The organism is Rhizobium sp. X9 (assembly GCF_018873185.1).
In the GTDB taxonomy this organism is placed as follows: domain Bacteria; phylum Pseudomonadota; class Alphaproteobacteria; order Rhizobiales; family Rhizobiaceae; genus Agrobacterium; species Agrobacterium oryzihabitans.
The window spans coordinates 2,411,754-2,431,981 of sequence record NZ_CP071311.1 but is presented as its reverse complement, the minus strand read 5'-3'; the positions used below and the strand labels follow the sequence as shown (position 1 = coordinate 2,431,981).

General features: G+C 59.0%; 10 protein-coding genes. 6 read left to right on the top strand and 4 right to left on the bottom strand.

The window, feature by feature from the left end; translation table 11 throughout:
- Positions 1–3 precede the first annotated feature (3 nt).
- The 5 genes from JZY08_RS11860 (at position 4) to JZY08_RS11840 (ending at position 10,723) form a co-directional block, all read left to right on the top strand.
- Positions 4–2,829: a helicase-related protein gene (locus JZY08_RS11860; protein WP_216330248.1), complete on the top strand. Its 2,826-nt coding sequence runs from the start codon at positions 4–6 to the stop codon at positions 2,827–2,829.
- Positions 2,826–4,862 (top strand): BREX-3 system phosphatase PglZ, encoded by a 2,037-nt coding sequence (pglZ, locus tag JZY08_RS11855; protein ID WP_216330247.1) that lies wholly within the window; start codon positions 2,826–2,828, stop codon positions 4,860–4,862. Before JZY08_RS11860 ends, pglZ begins: the two co-directional genes overlap by 4 nt.
- A 7-nt stretch (positions 4,863–4,869) precedes the next feature.
- Positions 4,870–5,586, top strand: coding sequence for a hypothetical protein (locus JZY08_RS11850; protein ID WP_216330246.1), 717 nt, complete (start codon positions 4,870–4,872; stop codon positions 5,584–5,586).
- Positions 5,587–6,520: 934 nt separating this feature from the next.
- The gene (locus JZY08_RS11845; RefSeq protein WP_216330245.1) at positions 6,521–7,654 is read left to right on the top strand and encodes an efflux RND transporter periplasmic adaptor subunit; all 1,134 of its coding nucleotides are present in this window, start codon (positions 6,521–6,523) and stop codon (positions 7,652–7,654) included.
- A gap of 9 nt (positions 7,655–7,663) precedes the next feature.
- A complete protein-coding gene (locus tag JZY08_RS11840) occupies positions 7,664–10,723 on the top strand; it encodes an efflux RND transporter permease subunit (RefSeq protein ID WP_216330244.1) in 3,060 nt (1,019 codons plus the stop codon).
- Positions 10,724–10,846: 123 nt separating this feature from the next.
- On the opposite strand, the gene glf is transcribed toward JZY08_RS11840, so the two are convergent.
- From glf to JZY08_RS27575, 4 genes are all read right to left on the bottom strand, one after another.
- A complete protein-coding gene (glf, locus tag JZY08_RS11835; protein ID WP_003498738.1) occupies positions 10,847–12,004 on the bottom strand; it encodes a UDP-galactopyranose mutase in 1,158 nt (385 codons plus the stop codon).
- 93 nt (positions 12,005–12,097) lie between these two features.
- Positions 12,098–14,140, bottom strand: coding sequence for a tetratricopeptide repeat protein (locus JZY08_RS11830; protein ID WP_216330243.1), 2,043 nt, complete (start codon positions 14,138–14,140; stop codon positions 12,098–12,100).
- A gap of 221 nt (positions 14,141–14,361) precedes the next feature.
- Positions 14,362–15,327, bottom strand: a complete 966-nt coding sequence (locus JZY08_RS11825; RefSeq protein ID WP_216330242.1) for a glycosyltransferase family 2 protein — start codon at positions 15,325–15,327, stop codon at positions 14,362–14,364.
- Between the two features lie 101 nt (positions 15,328–15,428).
- On the bottom strand, positions 15,429–18,401 hold the full coding sequence (locus JZY08_RS27575) for an ice nucleation-like protein (RefSeq protein ID WP_253204018.1): 2,973 nt from the start codon (positions 18,399–18,401) through the stop codon (positions 15,429–15,431).
- A 918-nt stretch (positions 18,402–19,319) separates the two neighbouring features.
- On the opposite strand from JZY08_RS27575, the gene JZY08_RS11815 reads away from it, so the two are divergent.
- A complete protein-coding gene (locus tag JZY08_RS11815; protein WP_216330241.1) occupies positions 19,320–20,135 on the top strand; it encodes a DUF2189 domain-containing protein in 816 nt (271 codons plus the stop codon).
- Positions 20,136–20,228 lie beyond the last annotated feature (93 nt).

Sequence of the window (20,228 nt, the reverse complement as noted above, 5' to 3'; positions counted from 1 at the left end):
TTCGTGACGAGGGGCGGCTTCGACATCGGCGATTGGTGCTGGCACACGCGGCAGGCTACGCCCTGCCGCGTTATCGAGCGGCTGGCGCTGTGGGGTGAAGCGGCTTACCGCGTGTGGTTGCCGGCGAAAGACGCGGTGCTGCGCGCACGAACGGCAGACTTGACGGTCCTTTCCAGCGTGCGGCCCACGGTGGAGCAGATTCTCCACGCCACGGCGGCGGCCAAATTGCAGGACGCGCTCGAAGACAATCTGCTGCTCGCGCCGATCCAGTCGAGCGTCATCCCGCTGCCGCACCAGCTCTACGCGCTGAACCGCGCCGTCGGGCAGGACCGTATCCGTTATCTGCTCGCCGACGAAGTGGGGCTGGGCAAGACAATCGAGGCGGGCTTGGTCTTGCGCGAGCTGAAACTGCGTGGCCGCGCCAAGCGCATATTGGTGGTCGCGCCCAAAGGGCTGGTACGGCAATGGCAGGCGGAGATGCGCCAGCATTTCGGCGAGCCGCTCCACTTCGTAGATCCCTCATCGCTGGCGGCCCTGCGGCAATGGCGCGGGGACAGCGCCGAAGACAATGCGTGGCGAATGCACGACCAGGTGATCTGCGCGCTGGATTCGGTGAAGCCGCTGGAATCGCGGCGCGGCTGGAGCCTGGATCAGATCCAGACCTACAACCGCGACCGCTTCGAGGATCTGGTGTCAGCGGCCTGGGATCTGGTCATCATCGACGAAGCACACCGCATGGGCGGCAGCACCGAACAGGTGGCGCGCTACAAGCTCGGCGCAGCGCTGGCGGAAGCCACACCTTATCTGCTGCTGCTGTCGGCCACGCCGCACCAGGGCAAGACCGACCAGTTCATGCGCCTGATGCAGTTGCTGGACCGGGACGCCTTCCCCGACGAAAGCAGCGTCAGCCGCGAGCGCGTACAGCCCTTCGTGATCCGCACCGAGAAGCGCGCTGCGATCAATGCAGAAGGCCAGCCGCTGTTCCGACCCAGGCTCACGCGCTTGCACGCTGTCGCCTGGCAGGCTCGGCACGCGGCGCAGCAGCAGTTGTACGAAGCCGTCACCGAATACGTGCGCCATGGCTACAACCAGGCTCTGGCGGCCAAGCAGCGCCATGTCGGCTTTCTGATGATCCTGATGCAGCGACTGGTGACATCCAGCACCGCCGCGATCCGCGCCACGCTGGAAAAGCGCCAGGCGGTGCTGGACACGCCGCCGACCCAAGCGCGCCTGTTCGACACGCTCAGCCCGGAAGAATGGGCCGATCTCGACGGTGAGGCGCAGGTAGACCTGGCGCTGCAAGCCAATGGTCTTGAGCTGGAGAAGGTCGAGGTCGAGATGCTACTGGCGCTGGCGCGCTCCACCGAGGCCGCCGGCACGGACGCCAAGGCCGAAAGCCTGCTGGAGCTGATCTACAAGCTGCAACAGGAAGAAGGAGACCCGGCGCTGAAGGTGCTGGTGTTCACCGAGTTCGTGCCCACGCAGGCGATGCTGGCAGACTATCTGGAAAGCCGGGGCTTCACGGTCGCCACGCTCAACGGCGGCATGGACATGGAAGCCCGCACCCGGACTTTGCAGACTTTCGCAGGGGACGCTCGCGTGCTGATTTCCACCGACGCGGGCGGCGAAGGTTTGAACCTTCAATTCTGCCACGTCATCGTCAATTTCGACATGCCGTGGAACCCGATGCGCATTGAGCAGCGCATCGGCCGCGTGGATCGTATCGGTCAGAAGCATGTCGTGCGGGCGTTGAATTTCGTGCTGGAAGACACGGTGGAACACCGTGTCCGGCAGGTGCTGGAGGAGAAGCTCGCCGTCATCGCCGAGGAGTTCGGCGTGGACAAGGCCGCGGACGTCATGGACTCGGCGGAAGTGGAGCCGGTGTTCGACGAACTGTTCGTGCAGAGCCTCCAGCATCCCGAATCCATCGAGCGCGAATGCGCCAGCGTGGTCTCACAGTTGCGGACCACGCTGGCGGAATCGAATCGGAACAGCGATCTGCTGGCCGTGCCGCACGATCTCGATGCGGACCAGGCGCGCAAGTGGCGTGACCACCCGGCTCAATTCTGGCTGGAACGCGCCGTCGTCAACGGGCTGGCAGTACGCGGCGGATCGGCGACCCAAGATGGCAACCTCTGGCACGTGCGCTGGGCTGATGGCGCCGAGACGCCACAGGCCTGCTTCGACGCTCGCGCAGCAGGCGAAAACCCGGCGGCGGAATGGCTGACGATGGAAGATCCGCGCGCGCGGGCGATCATCAGTGACGTGCCGCGCTTCGTTGCGGGCCAGCCTCTGCCGGTGATCCGGGTGACGGGCCTGCCCGACTCGGTCAACGGTATCTGGTCGCTGTGGGAGATCGGGCTGGCGGCGCCGGGTGCGAACCGCAAGCGCTTCCTGCCGGTCTTCATCAATGACGAAGGCCGCCCCTTCGTGCCTACCGCCAAGCGGGTTTGGGATTTACTGCTGACCGAAACCGTATCCGTGCAGTCCGTGGCGGACGCGGAGGCTTCGGTGGGCTGGTTCGAGGCATCGTTCGCGGTGGCCGGCGCGCAGGGTGAAGCCCTGTTCGCGGCGCTGGCGGACGAACATCGCGCCCGTATCAAGGAAGAGCGGGATCGCGCCACCTACGCCTTCGACGCTTACAATCAGGCCATCGGGCGCATCGGCCTGCCGGCCGTGCGCCAGTTCCGCCGCCGCCGCCTGCAATCCGAGCACGAGGCACGTCTGGCCGCGCTGGACGATATGAAATCCAGCGTGCCGGAGCTGAATGCCGTGGCGATGGTACGGGTCGACGCCACAGCCGGCAAGACCAGCGAGCGTGCGTCATGAGCCAATGGCATCAGCGCATTCTTGGCTCTTTCACGGCCGATCTTTCCCGGTTGTGGGTGGCCTGCGATCCAGACGGCGTGCTGCTGGACGAGAAGCTGCTGTCGGAACTGCGCGCCCGTGGCTTCGAGGTGATGGGATACGACGATCCGTTCGGATTCCGCGCGGAGTATGAGGAACGGTATCGCGCAGCGTGGGATGCCAACGAGCAGCCGCCATCTCCGGCGCTAATCGTGCATCTGCGGCACGACAACGCGAACGATCTGCCGTGGGACATCGTGCATAACGCCCGCCCATCGGTACGGCTGAATCTTGCCGAGTTGTTCCCCAAACTGGCCTATAGCGCCGTGCGGCAGGTGGAACCGGAACGATTGGAAATGCTGTTCGACGCCCATCAGACCGAGTTGCAGTCGGCGCGCGGTGAAAGCGAGTCGAAGGATTTCATTCTTGAACATGTCTTTCAGTTGACGCCGCGATCCATCCGCGCGTCTGTGGACTTTTGGCGCGAAGTGCTGCGGCTGCACTTCGCAGGCCGCGCCTTGCCGGAGACGTTCGCTGAGCATGTGGCGGCCATCCTGCGCGGCAGAGGCTTGCTCGTCGGCCATCCGATTGCGGAGTGGCTGTCATCCAGGAGCGCGCTGCTGCGCGTGGTGCAGGACGCCTGGTATCTCTATCTGGAAAAGCTGAAGCTGGAAGGCAGGCGTATGTCCGAGCCCGATCCGCCGCATTTCGGCGCAGGCGAGATCGGCACAGCGATCGAGATTCCCTTCGATCACACCGACGTGCGCGCCATCATCGACTCGATGTTCCTCGACGGCAGCTTGCATCCGCTGGCGGTATCCGACGTTCCAACCGCCATACCGGGCTGGATCAAAGCAGGCATTGTCGAGGATGTTTGGTCGCAATTCGCGCTGGCGGAAAAGGGCATCGAGGCGCTTGCCGCAGCTGTGCCGGAAGCGGACGCCCCGCATAAGCTCTGGGGCGACTTCGCCAAACGCTATGGCGAGATGCTTAGCCGGGTTCATGATTTGCCGAAAAAGGATGCTGGCGAACGGATGGTCGCGATCCAGGAGCGCATTAAGGCGATCCAGGTGCTGACCGACGAGCGGTTGCAGGCGTGGATTGCCGCCGGCCACTACGCCGACCTGATCCTGCAACCGGCAATCAAAGGCCCGGTGATGGTGCATCACGTGCCGCGCTTCCTGCGGCAGCGCCGTAGCGCCGGCGAAGCCAAGGTAGCCCTTCTGGTGTTCGATGGGTTGGCCTTCGATCAATGGGTACGGATCAGGGAGCATCTGATCGCCACCCAGCAGCCTTTCGCGTTCGACGAGAACACCGCCTTTGCGTGGCTGCCCACGGTGACATCGGTGTCCCGTCAGGCGCTGTTCTCCGGTTTGAGACCGCGTGAGTTCGACGATTCGATAGACCACACCAACAAGGAAGAAGCCTTGTGGAAGCTGTTCTGGCAAAACGAAGGCGGTATCACTTCCCGCGAGGTGATGTATAAGCGCGCGCTGCATCAGGTCGAGCAACTGGATACCTTGGAAGCCGACATTGCGGACCGCAAGCCCAATGTCTTGGGGCTGGTGATCGATGAGGTGGATGAACGGCTTCACAAAGAGCGGTCCAAGGAAGATGTAGCACTGTGGATCGGGCGCTGGCTCGGCTCCGGCTTTGTTGAACGCCTGTTTGCCTTCCTGCTAAGCGAGGGTTTCAGCATCTACGTCACCGCGGATCACGGCAATGTCGATGCTATCGGCATAGGTCGGCCCAATCAAGGAGTAATCGCAGAAACACGTGGCGAGCGCGTGCGGGTTTATCGTAGCGACGCGTTGCGCGCCGAGTCCGCGGTGATCTATCCGGGTACTGTCGCCCTGGATATCGCCGGGTTGCCAGCGAACTTGAAACCACTCTTCGCTGGCGGGCGCACTGCCTTCGTTCCGAACGGTGAGCAGGTGGTCGTCCATGGTGGCGTCTCGGTCGAGGAACTGGTCGTCCCCTTCGTGAGGGTCTCAGATGTGAGTGTTACTGGGTGAGCTTTGAATGATGACGTTGGCTCCACGAATAGGATTTGATCGGTTCATCGCTGTCGAATGGGCAACGACCGCCCTGAAAGTTCGCGCCGGTACAGCGAAGCTGGAAGACCTAGAGTTATTGCTGGATGACGCCGGTTTGGGCGCCGCCGCGCGAACGAAGACACGCACGGTGTTGAAACGCCTGTGGCTGGACCCACGTGTTGAGTTGGTGGGCTTTGCGGATCGTGGTGCGGAGATCTTCAAGGCGCACCCGGACGTGCCCCTGACAGCAATGCATTGGGGTATGGCCATCGCCACCTATCCCTTTTTCGGTAAGGTTGCCGAGCTGATCGGGCGCTTGTCCGCCCTTCAAGGAGATTGCGCGTCAGCCGAAATTCACCGGCGGATGAGCGAAGCCTATGGCGAACGCGAAGGAACTTACAGAATGACCAATATGGTCATTCAGAGCCAGGCTGCTTGGGGTGCCGTGGAGCGAGTTGAAAAGGGCAAACGTGTCCTCCGCCTTGTTCCCGCCGTTGTGGAAAACGACGAACTTACGGTGTGGCTGATCGAAGCGGCCGTGCGTAACGCGGGCAAGCCGTTAGCGATTCTAGGTCTGCAATCTCTGTCTGTGCTTTTTCCGTTTAACCTGACGCGACCATTAGCCTATCTTGTCTCGAACAACGAACGCCTGGTTGTGAGGAGCGATGGGCCGAACAGCCAGCTTGTGGCTCTGCGTGGTTGAATATGAGCAGCTTTCACAGCGTCAAATCGCAACTTGTACTGAATGTCGGCATCGGTAGTTGCGTGCCCCCGCAACCAAATAGTACAGCATCCATTAAAAGCCGCCCCCAAGGGCGGCTTTTGTGTTTCCAGCAGTCGCAATAAGCCACACGGCGATCAAACCGGCTAAATCCTTGTCCAATAGATAAGCGGCTCTAGACTTGCTGAGCAAGAGCGCTGTTCAGTTCGTGGGTGATGACAATGGGGTTGGCGTGTCCTCGAGTGTGTAGTTATTTCCTATTGGTCAAAAGATATCGTCAACATCAAGTCTCTGCGTTTCAATGTTTACCTGTTTGACCCAATTGTCTTATGGCGCGCTCGTTTCTTTGGAATAAAAAGAGCGCCTAAGGTCGACGCTCTACGCGAATTTTAAATTATGGATCGAGTTTCACCTCAAAGGGATGAGCGGATATCTGATCCGCTGATGTCGAAGCGCCGTATCAATGAATTCCCTGAGTGTTGATGGAAAAACGGTCCTCCATTCACGCGCCGGAAGCTTCTTTGCTGGAAATGCTCCAGCGCTCTTCGATGTAGCCCCGGCACAATAAATCAGTTATTGTGAATATGTTCGAGGGAGCGCGTGCTCAATCGGAAATAGAGGCAGGCCCATGCGCTTGATCGATCCGGTTTGCTTGAAGATGGCCGGCAGAGGGATCACACATATCCCAGGCACGGCGCTGTCAAAATTGCCTTCGGCGGTTCGGAGTTGCCGCCAGGTCACGCTTTCCGATGCGACGCCGCCAATTCATATCACGATCAACCCGCATGGGCGCACTGGACGCAGGGGGCGATGGTTTTACAACCGCCCCCGCGGGAAATGCTGCGGTTTGCTGCGTCAGCGCCAGCGCCAATCAAACTTCGTATCGACTCGTCTCTGAACAGGAGTACTGGCAATCATGATAAAACGCATGGTGGTCATGCTGATCGTCATAGGCCTGATTCTCGGGGGGATATTCGGTTTTCAGGCGTTCAAGAACCGCGCAATCGCGACATATCTTGCCAATCTCAAGGCGCCGCCGCAGATCGTCTCGACGATCACGGCCGCGATGAGCCCATGGCAGACGACGCTGCAATCGGTAGGCAGCTTCAACGCCGTTGAGGGCGCCAGCCTTTCGCCGCAGGTTCAGGGCATCGTGCAGGAGGTCGCCTTTCAGGATGGTCAAGACGTCAAAAAAGGTGATCTGGTCGTGCAACTGCTTGCCGACCAGCAGATTGCTCTGCTTCGACAATATCAGGCGACGGAGGCGAACGCGCAAATTGCCCATGACCGCGATACCAGGTTGATCGCGGCCAGCACCATTGCGCAAAGCCAAGTCGATAGCAATTTGGCGGTCTTGAGATCCGCGCAGGCACAGGTCCTGGCACAACAGGCATTGATCGATCAATATTCAATTCGAGCGCCTTTCGACGGGCGCCTTGGCATCAAACTTGTCAGCCTTGGCCAATATCTTGCTGCAGGAACCCCTGTCGTCACCTTGCAGTCGCTCGACCCGATACAATTCGACTTTTCGATGCCGCAGCAGGTTCTGTCGCAGGTAAAGGTCGGGCAGGATATAAACGTAACAATTGATGCCTATGGCAGCCAAACCTTCTCCGGCAAGATCACGGCGATCAATCCGCTGGTGGACAGCCAGAGCCGCAACCTCACGATCCGGGCCAGCTTCTCCAACTCCGACCACAAGCTGTTGCCCGGCATGTTCGGCAATGTCTCGGTGGTGGTCGGTGAGCCGCAAAACTATATCGCCTTGCCGCAGACCGCTGTCACCATCAATCCCTATGGCAATGTCGTCTATATAATAACAGACAAGGGAGCGGGGGAGGATGGAAAGCCGCAGCTTGTGGCCGATCAGAGGTTCGTCACCACAGGACAGGCGCGTGGCGACCAGATCGCGGTGATCAAGGGGGTCAGCGCGGGTGACGTCGTCGTGACCTCCGGCCAGCTGAAACTGAGCAATGGTTCGCCGGTGGTGATCGACAATACGGTGCAGCCATCCAACGATCCCCACGCAGATCCTGCCAATCCCAACTGAGGCGCGGCGATGAACATCACCGACATTTTCATCCGGCGTCCCGTTCTTGCCCTGGTGGTGACTGCGTTGATCATCGTGATCGGCTACCAGTCGTCCCGCGTGCTCTCGGTGCGTCAATATCCCCTTACCCAGAATGCCGTGGTTACGGTGACGACCGCTTATCCGGGTGCTGCGCCGGATGTGATCGCCGGCTTCATCACGACGCCACTCGAAAACGCCATCGCCCAGGCCAACGGCATCGATTACATGACCTCGTCGAGCACCAGCGGGACGTCGATCATCACTGTCAACCTGCGGCTCAATTACAATGCGGATGCGGCGATGACGGAAATCAACGCCAAGGTATCCTCGGTTATCAATCAATTGCCGTCGGGAACGCAACAGCCCATCATGACGGTTTCGATCGGCCAGACGATCGATGCGATGTATATCGGCTTTCGCAGCGATGTTCTGGCCGGCAACCAGATCACCGACTATCTGACGCGGGTGGTCCAGCCCAAGTTGCAAGCCGTCAACGGCGTTCAGACCGCCGAAATTCTCGGCGGCAGAACCTTCGCATTGAGGGCCTGGCTGGTGCCCGACAAGCTCGCGGCTTACGGGCTGACAGCTGGGGATGTGCGGAATGCACTTGCGGCCAACAACTACATCTCGGGCATCGGCACCACGCGCGGTCAGATGACCCAGACGGTGCTTACGGCACGGACGGACCTGCATTCGGCCGACGAGTTCAAAGACATGGTGGTCACGCAGATCGGCAGCACGACGGTGCGCCTGAAGGATATCGCCACCGTCGAACTCGGGTCGCAGAACCCCGATGTCCAGATCAGCTTCGATGCGCAGACCGGTGTCTTCATCGGCATCCAGATCGCGCCGACGGCAAATCTGCTCGACGTGATTGCCGGTGTGCGTGCGGCGTTCCCGGAGATTCAGAAACAGCTGCCACAAGGGCTCGAAGGCTATATCGTCTATGATTCCAGTATTTTCGTCACCAAGTCGATCGATGAGGTGGTGAAAAGCCTGGTCGAGGCTCTGGTGATCGTCATTTTCGTGGTGTTCGCCTTTCTCGGTTCGCCGCGTTCGGTTGCCATCCCCATCGTCGCCATCCCGCTATCGCTGGTCGGCACCTTCGCGATGATGCTGATCTTTGGCTTTTCAATAAACCTGCTGACCCTGCTGGCTTTCGTGCTGGCCATCGGCCTTGTGGTCGATGACGCCATCATCGTCGTGGAAAATGTCAACCGTCACATCGAGGAGGGCGCCGCGCCGATGCAGGCAGCACTGGCTGCCGCTCACGAGCTGGTCGGGCCGATCCTCGCAATGACTGTGGTGCTGATCGCCGTCTATGTACCGATCGGCTTTCAGGGCGGCCTGACCGGTGCTCTTTTCACAGAATTCGCCTTCACGCTCGTCGGCGCCGTGACCGTTTCCATGATCATCGCGCTGACCCTGACGCCGATGATGTGCTCGCGCATCCTGAAGCCGCATCTGACCGACCGCAGCGGCTGGGAGGAGCGTATCTCGGATTTTATCGATCGGCGCTTCTCGGAAATTCATAGACCCTATACCCGATTGCTGCACGGCAGCCTGAATACGATACCGGTGGCGCTGGTATTTGCCGCCATTGTGCTTGGCAGCATCTATTTTCTGTACACAAGCGCCAAGAGCGAACTGGCCCCCAATGAGGACCAGGGATTTCTCGCCGCGCAGGTGACCAATGCCCCCAACGCAACGCTTCAACAGAAACTGCTCAATTCCGACCAGGTCACCAAGATCTTCCGCAGCTTCCCGGAGACCGACAAGAGCCTGCAGGTTGAGGTACCGGGCACATCGTTCCAGGGCATGGTGCTGAAGCCGTGGGACGAACGTGCAAGAACGGCAGACCAGTTACAGCCGCTGGTGCAGGCCGAAATGGCGAAAATCGCGGGAGGCCAGGCGGTTGTCTTCCAGTTGCCGCCGCTGCCCGGCGCCAGCGGCTTGCCGGTGCAGTTCGCCATCGGCAGCACGGGTAGCTTCGACCAGCTCAACGAAGTATCCAGCTCCGTCCTGCAGGAAGCGCAGAAATCCGGTGAGTTCATCTTCCTGACGAAGGATCTTTACGTCGACAATCCGCAATATTCTATCCTGATCGATCGTAGCAAGGCATCGGCGCTTGGCCTGCCGATGAGCACTGTGGGAGCATCACTCGCTTCCATGCTGGGTGGTGGCTATGTCAACTATTTCAGCATCGACAACCGCGCTTACCAAGTCATACCGCAGGTTGAACAACGCTCGCGCCAGACCATCGATCAGATCATGGACTACCCGATCGCAAGCGTGAACGGTGCGAAGATCCCGCTCTCGGCGATCGCCACGGTGAAGCTTGAGGCAACCCCACGATCGGTCGCGCATTTCCAGCAGTTGAACTCTGCCACCGTTTCCGGCGTGCCCGCGCCGGGCGTTGCCGTCGGTGATGCCCTGGAGACGCTGAGGTCGATCGCGGCGCGGACGCTGCCGCAGGGCTACACGGTAGACTTTGGGGGGCAGTCCCGCCAGTTTGTGCAGGAATCGAGCGGCATGGCCGCCACTTTCGCTCTTGCACTCATCATCGTTTTTCTGGCGCTATCGGCGCAGTTCAACAGTTTCCGCGATCCGCTGATCATTCTTGTGTCGGTGCCCATGTCTATAGCGGGCGCACTGGCTTTCATCAGCCTTGGAATCGGCGGGGCAACGATGAACATCTATACGCAGGTCGGGCTGGTCACATTGATGGGACTGATCAGCAAGCACGGCATTCTGATCGTAGAGGTGGCGAACACGCTGCAGGCTTCCGGCAAATCCAAGCGCGAGGCGATTGAAGGCGCCTGCGGCATCCGGCTGCGCCCGATCCTTATGACGACCGGAGCCATGGTTCTGGGCGTGGTGCCGCTGATACTGGCCACCGGCGCTGGTGCGGCTGCCCGCTACAATATGGGTTTGGTGATTGCCACGGGGCTTGCCATCGGCACATTGTTCACGCTCTTCGTGGTGCCTGCCGTCTACATGGTGCTGGCCGCAGATCACCGCAGGCAGGATGGCGTTGCGGCACCATAACGATCAATCTGTCCGACTTTTGAAAGTATTGGTGATTGGCCACTCCCTCGTGCCGTTTCCGGTTTGAAGGTGATAACCGGAGTTTGGCGAAAGCGACTGTCAAATATTCCTTTCATCGGGTCATCAGACGGGTGAATGCAGGAATGCTGGCATGGAATTGCCCTCTGATCGCTTGGCGAGATAGAGGCGGGCGGTGTCAAGCGCCTCGCGAATGGTCACATCCATGTCAAGATAACGATAGGTCCCAAGTCGTCCGACAAAGGTTATCGACACTTCCCGCTCGGCACGCGCCACATATTCGGCGAGCTGTTCCTTGTCCTTGACCAACCGAACGGGATAATAAGGGATGTCCTCAGGCCCGCATTCGCGGGAGAACTCCCTGTAGCAGACGGAGCCGGTATGTTCTTCCCACGGAGAAAAGTGCTTGTGTTCGGTGATGCGGGTAAAGGGTATTGAGGCGTCACCGTAGTTCATCACCGCGCAGCCCTGATAGTCGCCGTCATAGGTGAAGCGCTCGAAGTCGAGTGTTCTGTACGCCAGGCGGCCGAGTTCGAAGTCGAAATAGCCGTCGAGCGGACCGGAATAGAAGACGTGTTTAGACGTTGGTGCCTCTGCACGGCGGAATTGTGTGCCGAGCTTAACCGTGATGTTCGGATGATCGAGAATGCGCTCAATCATGTGCGTGTAGCCGGTTTCCGGCATGCCCTGATATTTGTGGAAGAAGTAGTTGTCGTCATAGTTGAAGCGCACGGGCAGGCGTTTCAGGATGGAGGCCGGCAGGTCTGTCGGCGAGCAGCCCCATTGCTTCTCCGTATATCCCTTGAAGAAGGCTTCGTAGAGTTCCTGGCCGACGAAGCGCAGTGCCTGCTCCTCGAAAGTCTGCGGATCGGTGATCGACTTGTCCGCCTTTTCCTCGATGAAGGCTCGTGCTTCATTGGGCCGGAAGTTTTTGCCGAAGAACTGGTTGATTGTGTGCAGATTGACCGGCAGGGAATAGACGCGCTCGCTGCTCGTCGTTTTGACGCGGTTCTTATAGGGCATGAAAGTCTGGAAGCTGTTCACATAATCCCAGACTTCCCTGTCGTCGGTGTGGAAGATATGGGGACCGTAAACGTGGATCATGACGCCGGTCTCGCTGTCACGCTCTGTGTGGCAATTGCCGGCGATATGGTCGCGGGCATCGATGATCTCGACTGCATGGCCTGCCAGTGCGAGTTCTCGTCCTATGACCGCTCCAGAAAGGCCGGCGCCTACGATGATGATTTTTTCGTCTGCGCGCATTGAAAATAAATCCTGCTTATATGACGCCCCGTAGGCGGTAAAATTTGCATTGAAAAGCGCAGCTGAGCGCGTGTCTCGGCCAGCCGATCTCGCTCAGTTGTCTGGCTTCTGCCAGAGGCGACGATCATATGGGATCGGTGCGTAGTCGTGCCGCTGATTGAGCTTTTTCAGATAGCGCTTGCGGTAGCTCTGTTCATCTTCAAACTCGATGTTTTCCAATACGGCTTCCGCACCCAATTCATAGTAGAGATCGAGATTGCTGAGATCCGGCACAGGCGTTTCGCCGCGCTCACATTCGCCCTGCATTTGCCAAAAGAGGTCCTCCAGACGTCGCGCCAGAGCAGGAATATCCCGCAACACGCTCGTTTCGCGCTGCCGGGCGATCGACTCTCTCACCTCCAGGAGGCTCTTCCGATCGCGTTCGAAACCGATGGCGCGGGCGACATAGTCTTCCGGCGAAGAGCAAAGCATCTCCGGGACACCGGCTGCGGTAACGATGCTGCCGCAGAAGCGTGCGGCAAACGTCTTTCCCGACATGGTGAGGACAGGCAGGCCGGATGTTATCGCATCCGCGGCCGTGGAGTGGGCACCATAGGGGAACGTATCCAGGAACAGATCGGCGACGCCGATACGGGCAATATGCTGCGGGTTCTGGACCTTCGGTGCAAATACGAGCCGTTCCGGCGCGACACCGCTTTTTTCCGCGACGTCTCGCAGGCGCTGATTGACATCGTCATCGCCGGTCAGCAACCACAATAGGCTGCCGGGCGTCTGTGACAGGATTGTCATCCATCGTGCAAAGCAGTTTTCCGTGATTTTCTGCATGCCATTGAAACTGGCGTAGACGAACGCATCCTCTGGCAATCCGACCTCGGCTCGGCTCGGCCGGGCGGCTATGGACCGCTTTCGGTCCAGCGGCTGGTCGCAGGCGATGCGCAGCACCTTTTCGGAGTAATAGATTTCGTTTTCTTCCGGGATCATGTATCCGTCAGAGATCAGATACTGATGGAACGGGCTTCCCGTCGATCCCGGATAGCCGCAGAAGCTGACGATGACAGGCGCAGGGCGATAGGCGAAAATCTTTGCGCGGGCGTCCTTGGTATAGCCGTTCACGTCGATCAGTATATCGATTTCGTCGGAGATGATTTGCGATGCGGCAGTGGCATCATCCAGGCCGTTGATATCCCGCCAGCAATGGACCGCGGCCTTTATTCGCTCCTGCGTGCTGTCCGTATTGCGGACATTGCCGCAATAATAGGCGAAAACTTCAAGGCTGTTCTTGTCATGCAACTCCAGAACCTCGCAAAGAGCAAAGCCCACGGCATGATCGCGAAGATCCGATGAGAGGTAGCCGACGCGCAGGCGCTGACCGGTTCCGGACTTCTGCTTTGGCGACCTGCGCGGAAAACGGCTCAGGTCCGGACATGCGCCGACGAGTGTTTTGCTAAAGCGATATGCCTTGGCCAGCTGGAACATCGGATCGTCAGCGTAGCAGCTTAACGTCAGAGACGAAATTGCATCGATCATCTTGCGGGGGGCAAGGTGGTTTGACGGCGGAAGCACCGGCCACTTGCACTGGCGCTGCCGCAACGATGCCCAGTGCTGCCCTGCCTCCGGCGATTCCGGCCGCAGCTCGAACGCCTGCAGCAATGCGTTTTCAGCCTCTTCAAACTTTCCGGCGCCTTCGAGGACGCGACCGATATTCTGCAAGATCATATGCCGATGTCCGACCGCCTCGGCGTCTATATGGTGCGTGGCTGCGGCATAGTGCGACCATTGCTCCACCGCCTGACCGATAAGCCCCGCATCTTCAAGCACACGACCGAGATTGATGTGGCCGGGGGCAAATTCCGGGTTGGCTTTCAGGCAGGCGCGGAATGCCTGGACGGCACCCACGGGATCGCCACCTTGACTGAGAACGACAGCATAGTTGAAGTAAGCGAGATGGATAGCGGGACTATTGTCGTTGAATGCGACCCATGTCTTGTAGAGTTCCGCAGCAGCGTCGTGTTGACCTGCGCCATTGAGAGCCTCGGCCAGGCGCAGCAAATCCAGAAGACTCAGCCGCTGGTTCCGCGCGAGATCAAGTGCATTGGAAGCATCGTCGTTTGAAGTAGCGGCGTGGTTGGCGGTCATGGCATCCTGCGGCAAGACGACGAGGGGTTCGAAAGTAGAAACAGCCTGTTGACGGGCCGTTTTTTAGCTATCGCAGATAACTTGCCTGTGGCTGGATGTGTTTACTCAGGACTACTTGTGCGGAGCGGGACTAAACCTCTACGAAGCTTGTGGTTTAGCGAGGTGAAATTTCCCAAGGCTCGCTCCGGCGCCATCCTGCTGGCATCGGAGCCTCGCATGTTCTAGCGAAGAGAATGTTTCATTCTGTAGCTTGCCAAAGCGAGTGACGGATTGATTTGATAGACGCTGTGGAAGTCTTCATCTGTGAAGTATTGGTAAGAATGTGCGACATGTTCCCGGAAAAGGCCGAGTAGATCGTGCCGCATCTGTTGGTTTGCCCATTCCAGCAACCCCGCCTTGAAGATGATGAAGATCGGATAAAATTTTGCCCTGAAGATCGGGCTGTCTTCAAAAAGCTTCTCGGCGTCTCTCAGCGCTTTGAACATTTCGAGACGACGTTCGTCGAAAGTACTCGTGTGCTGCTCACGTCCTGGGACGAGACGATGCGTCGTCAGGCTGCTGTTAATGGCCAGAAAGCGCCCGGCATTCATATAGGCTGCCCAATGCGGCAGGATGTCTTCGTTGATTCTGGCTGTCGAGAAGTGCCAGTTTGTTCGGCGGATGAATGATGTCCGCAGGATCTTGTTCCAGGGGTAATTGATCGTCACCAGGAACTGCGCGGCCGAGTCGAGATCGATCATCGCGCTTTCGCGATCGCCGAGGACATTATCCCAGATATTTTTGTCAATGGGCGACATTTCCCCGGGAGGGCCGTCGGCCGTTCTCAACACATCATATCTGAATGCTGCGACATCGATATTCGTGCTGTCCATCAAGGGTAGAACGGTATCGACAGCTCCCGCGCCCAAGATGTCGTCGGCATCGTGAAACAGGCAATATTCGCTGTCGATCGTCGCCAGCGCCCTGTTGCGAGCAACGCCCGGCCCAGTGTTCATTGCGTTGCGCATCAGCCTTATATTGGCGTGGCGCGCAACATATTGCTCAACGATGTCGCAGGTATTGTCGGTGGAGGCATCGTCAACGACGACGATATCCATGTCGGTTTCATTGCGCAGAACACTATCGAGTGTCTCGCCGATGAGATTGGCTATGTTGAAAGCCGGGATGATGACGGATATTTTTGCCACGACAGACACTCGATGTTTTCTGTTGCATTCTGCATTTAAAATGCATCCGCGCTATGACGCGGCCCTCTGCCGCGTCATAGATTTTCTGTTTTCTCCAAGTCTTATGCTGTCTTGTAGGCCTTGATGACAGCCTCGACCTGTCCATCGTTCATTGCCCCTAGCTGTTTGGCAGAGAACGCCGCAGCGTTGGTGCCGCCGAGACCGGCAAGGGTCGCGGTCGAAAGGCTGGCGATGACTGTGGCGCTTAAGGCCTTGATCTCGTCGGTGGAGAAGAGCTTGAGTTCGTCGCTGCTCAGGGTCGCGACCTGGGCGGAACTGAGGCCGGCGATCTGATCAGAGGCAAGTGCTTTGATCTGTTCGCTGGACAGGGCCGCGAAATGCGACGAAGACATGGCGGCGATCTGCGCTTTGGTCAGTGCCGCAGTGCTTTCGGTGCTGAGACCGGCAAGGGCAGCTGTGGAGAGCTTGGCCATGGCGGTGACGCTGAGGGCCTTGATCTCGCTACTCGAGAAGGTCGCGAGGTCGCTGCTGTCCAGGGCTGCGATCTGGGCTGTGCCGAGGCCGGCGATCTGATCCGAGTTGAGGGCCTTGATCTGGTCGCTGGACAGTGCCGCGAACTGCGTCGTGGAGAGGCCTGCGACCTGGGCTCTGCTGAGAGCGGCGATGCTGGCAGTGCCCAGCTTTGTTGCATCGAGGCTGGCGAGGGCCTTGGCGCTGATGGCCTTGATCTCATCGGTTGAGAAGGTGGCGATGGCGTTGGAGGAAAGCGCGTTCAGCTGTTCCGAAGAGAGTGCTGCGATCTGCGTCTTGGTCAGTGCCGCAGCGTTTTCGGTGCCGAGACCGGCAAGGGCAGCTGTGGAGAGCTTGGCCATGGCGGTGACGCTGAGGGCCTTGATCTCGTCAGTCGAGAAGGCCGCGAGGTCGCTGCTGTCCAGGGCTGCGATCTGGGCTGTGCCGAGGCCGGCGATCTGATCCGAGTTGAGGGCCTTGATCTGGTCGCTGGACAGTGCCGCGAACTGCGTCGTGGAGAGGCCTGCGACCTGGGCTCTGCTGAGAGCGGCGATGCTGGCAGTGCCCAGCTTTGTTGCATCGAGGCTGGCGAGGGCCTTGGCGCTGATGGCCTTGATCTCATCGGTTGAGAAGGTGGCGATGGCGTTGGAGGAAAGCGCGTTCAGCTGTTCCGAAGAGAGTGCTGCGATCTGCGTCTTGGTCAGTGCCGCAGCGTTTTCGGTGCCGAGACCGGCAAGGGCAGCTGTGGAGAGCTTGGCCATGGCGGTGACGCTGAGGGCCTTGATCTCGTCAGTCGAGAAGGCCGCGAGGTCGCTGCTGTCCAGGGCTGCGATCTGGGCTGTGCCGAGGCCGGCGATCTGATCCGAGTTGAGGGCCTTGATCTGGTCGCTGGACAGTGCCGCGAACTGCGTCGTGGAGAGGCCTGCGACCTGGGCTCTGCTGAGAGCGGCGATGCTGGCAGTGCCCAGCTTTGTTGCATCGAGGCTGGCGAGGGCCTTGGCGCTGATGGCCTTGATCTCATCGGTTGAGAAGGTGGCGATGGCGTTGGAGGAAAGCGCGTTCAGCTGTTCCGAAGAGAGTGCTGCGATCTGCGTCTTGGTCAGTGCCGCAGCGTTTTCGGTGCCGAGACCGGCAAGGGCAGCTGTGGAGAGCTTGGCCATGGCGGTGACGCTGAGGGCCTTGATCTCGTCAGTCGAGAAGGCCGCGAGGTCGCTGCTGTCCAGGGCTGCGATCTGGGCTGTGCCGAGGCCGGCGATCTGATCCGAGTTGAGGGCCTTGATCTGGTCGCTGGACAGTGCCGCGAACTGCGTCGTGGAGAGGCCTGCGACCTGGGCTCTGCTGAGAGCGGCGATGCTGGCAGTGCCCAGCTTTGTTGCATCGAGGCTGGCGAGGGCCTTGGCGCTGATGGCCTTGATCTCATCGGTTGAGAAGGTGGCGATGGCGTTGGAGGAAAGCGCGTTCAGCTGTTCCGAAGAGAGTGCTGCGATCTGCGTCTTGGTCAGTGCCGCAGCGTTTTCGGTGCCGAGACCGGCAAGGGCAGCTGTGGAGAGCTTGGCCATGGCGGTGACGCTGAGGGCCTTGATCTCGTCAGTCGAGAAGGCCGCGAGGTCGCTGCTGTCCAGGGCTGCGATCTGGGCTGTGCCGAGGCCGGCGATCTGATCCGAGTTGAGGGCCTTGATCTGGTCGCTGGACAGTGCCGCGAACTGCGTCGTGGAGAGGCCTGCGACCTGGGCTCTGCTGAGAGCGGCGATGCTGGCAGTGCCCAGCTTTGTTGCATCGAGGCTGGCGAGGGCCTTGGCGCTGATGGCCTTGATCTCATCGGTTGAGAAGGTGGCGATGGCGTTGGAGGAAAGCGCGTTCAGCTGTTCCGAAGAGAGTGCTGCGATCTGCGTCTTGGTCAGTGCCGCAGCGTTTTCGGTGCCGAGACCGGCAAGGGCAGCTGTGGAGAGCTTGGCCATGGCGGTGACGCTGAGGGCCTTGATCTCGTCAGTCGAGAAGGTCGCGAGGTCGCTGCTGTCCAGGGCTGCAATCTGGGCTGTGCCGAGGCCGGCGATCTGATCCGAGTTGAGGGCCTTGATCTGGTCGCTGGACAGTGCCGCGAACTGCGTCGTGGAGAGGCCTGCGACCTGGGCTCTGCTGAGAGCGGCGATGCTGGCAGTGCCCAGCTTTGTTGCATCGAGGCTGGCGAGGGCCTTGGCGCTGATGGCCTTGATCTCATCGGTTGAGAAGGTGGCGATGGCGTTGGAGGAAAGCGCGTTCAGCTGTTCCGAAGAGAGTGCTGCGATCTGCGTCTTGGTCAGTGCCGCAGCGTTTTCGGTGCCGAGACCGGCAAGGGCAGCTGTGGAGAGCTTGGCCATGGCGGTGACGCTGAGGGCGTTGATCTCGTCAGTCGAGAAGGTTGCGAGGTCGCTGCTGTCCAGGGCTGCAATCTGGGCTGTGCCGAGGCCGGCGATCTGGGCCGAATTAAGAGCCTTGATCTGGTCGCTCGACATCGCTTCGATCTGGCTGGCATAAAGCGCAGTGACCTGAGCCGATGACAGGCTGCTGACCTGAGCAGCGCTCAATTTTGCGATCTGGGATAGGGTTAGTGCCTTGAAGGAGGTCGCGGAAATTGCCCGGATGTCTTCAGAGCTGAAAAGAGCAAGGCTATCCGTGCTCAAAGAGGCGATCTGAGACGAGGTTAGCGCCTTGATCTTGGTGCTATCCAGGGCATTCACATCCTCCGACGTTAGACTGGCAATTGTGGACGTAGAAAGCTTGGAAATCTGCACAGCAGACAGTGAGGAGAGTATTGAAGTCATGAACGTGTCCTTTGAACCGAATGGCGACTGGTCACGCCTATCTGCCGCCAGACACCGTGCTTGATGACAACGGTCCGACATCCGCAAATAAAGCGAAATTGTGGAGAACATGGCTCATGTGAACCTGCGCTGGAAAAGCATCATGCAATTCGAGCCGGATGATGGGCCCGGATTTTCCACGCTAGCTTGTGCGAATGCGCTTAATAATTTTTACCGCTTAAGAATTTTCGCGATATGCGGGTGATATCAGGTAAACATTTAAAACTGAGTTAATACTTTCGGTTCTCGCATTAAATTCTTTAGAGTTGTTTATTATTAGTATTTATAAAACATAATGTTCTTAAATTACTGCGTGATCCGATCGAGTTTTGCACTAAAATCAGATACATATTTTATGCGCGTATAAGTAGAGCGTGTTTCAGAGGTGCCGGGGCTCGGCACCATCCAGGGAGGCTCTTCCGCTATGGCATGCCAGCGCGCCAAACCCAGTAAGCATCTTTTCGCAGCATCGCGTGGAAACTCGCCGGTAGTGTCGGTGGTTTTCCCAATTTAAAGAACAGGCGACAAAGGCGAGAAAATTTGATAGATTTAAAACAGCCGGTTGCGGTTTGACGCATAGGTAAAAAGTCACCGCACGTCCTTACACCGCCAGCCGGATCATGGCGCAGGAGGAGAGATGCTATGACGGCATTCCATGTCATGGCCGGCGCGAGCGGCGGATTTGCACGCCCGGAAGTCCGGAAGATAGGTATTGCGGATCTTGTTGATGCTCTGAGGTTGGGGCTGGCGGATTTTCGGGAGAAACCGTCGCACTATGTCTTCATCTGTCTCATGTATCCGATAGCGGGTGTTTTTCTCGTCATGTGGAGTTCCGGCGCCAATCTATTGCCGCTGATTTATCCCTTGATGTCGGGCTTTGCGCTGATCGGCCCCATTGCGGCCATCGGTCTATATGAAATCAGTCGACGCCGCGAGCAGGGGCTGGATACCTCCTGGCGCCACGCACTGGAGGTTCGCCACTCTCCGGCGCTGCCGTCGATCCTCGCGGTCGGCTTTATGCTGTTTGCTCTTTTCATCGTCTGGCTGATTGTTGCGCAGCATATCTATACCACGACTTTCGAAGCGGTCGGTCCGGTCTCTTTCTCAACATTTCTGTCAGATGTTCTGACGACCTCGCAGGGCCTTTCCCTTATAATCTGGGGCAATCTGGCCGGTTTCGTTTTTGCGGTCATTGTGCTGGCGACAACTGTTGTGGCGTTTCCGCTGATGCTGGATCGGGATGTGGGTGCTGTCGCGGCCGTGGATGCGAGCATCCGCGCCACGCTTGCCAATCCGGTGCCGGTTGCACTTTGGGGCTTGATTGTCGCGGCGCTGCTCGTCGTCGGGACGATCCCGGTTTTCATCGGCCTTGCTGTGGTCATGCCTGTCCTCGGGCATTCGACCTGGCATCTGTATCGAAAACTGATCGTTCCCGTTTATCCAAATCGCATGCCCTGAATTCATAAAGGAAATCCAGTTGTAGATCATCCGTCCCGCCGTTGCGGCCCGCCTTGCGCGGGCAGTCTCGGCCGGGATGGCGATGGAGCGCGT

What these genes read in the sequence shown, in the direction of transcription:
- pglZ (WP_216330247.1), top strand. Translation starts at nt 2,826, where the DNA reads ATGAGCCAATGGCATCAGCGCATTCTTGGCTCTTTCACGGCCGATCTT.
- JZY08_RS11850 (WP_216330246.1), top strand. Translation starts at nt 4,870, where the DNA reads ATGATGACGTTGGCTCCACGAATAGGATTTGATCGGTTCATCGCTGTC.
- JZY08_RS11845 (WP_216330245.1), top strand. Translation starts at nt 6,521, where the DNA reads ATGATAAAACGCATGGTGGTCATGCTGATCGTCATAGGCCTGATTCTC.
- JZY08_RS11840 (WP_216330244.1), top strand. Translation starts at nt 7,664, where the DNA reads ATGAACATCACCGACATTTTCATCCGGCGTCCCGTTCTTGCCCTGGTG.
- glf (WP_003498738.1), bottom strand. Translation starts at nt 12,004, where the DNA reads ATGCGCGCAGACGAAAAAATCATCATCGTAGGCGCCGGCCTTTCTGGA.
- JZY08_RS11830 (WP_216330243.1), bottom strand. Translation starts at nt 14,140, where the DNA reads ATGACCGCCAACCACGCCGCTACTTCAAACGACGATGCTTCCAATGCA.
- JZY08_RS11815 (WP_216330241.1), top strand. Translation starts at nt 19,320, where the DNA reads ATGACGGCATTCCATGTCATGGCCGGCGCGAGCGGCGGATTTGCACGC.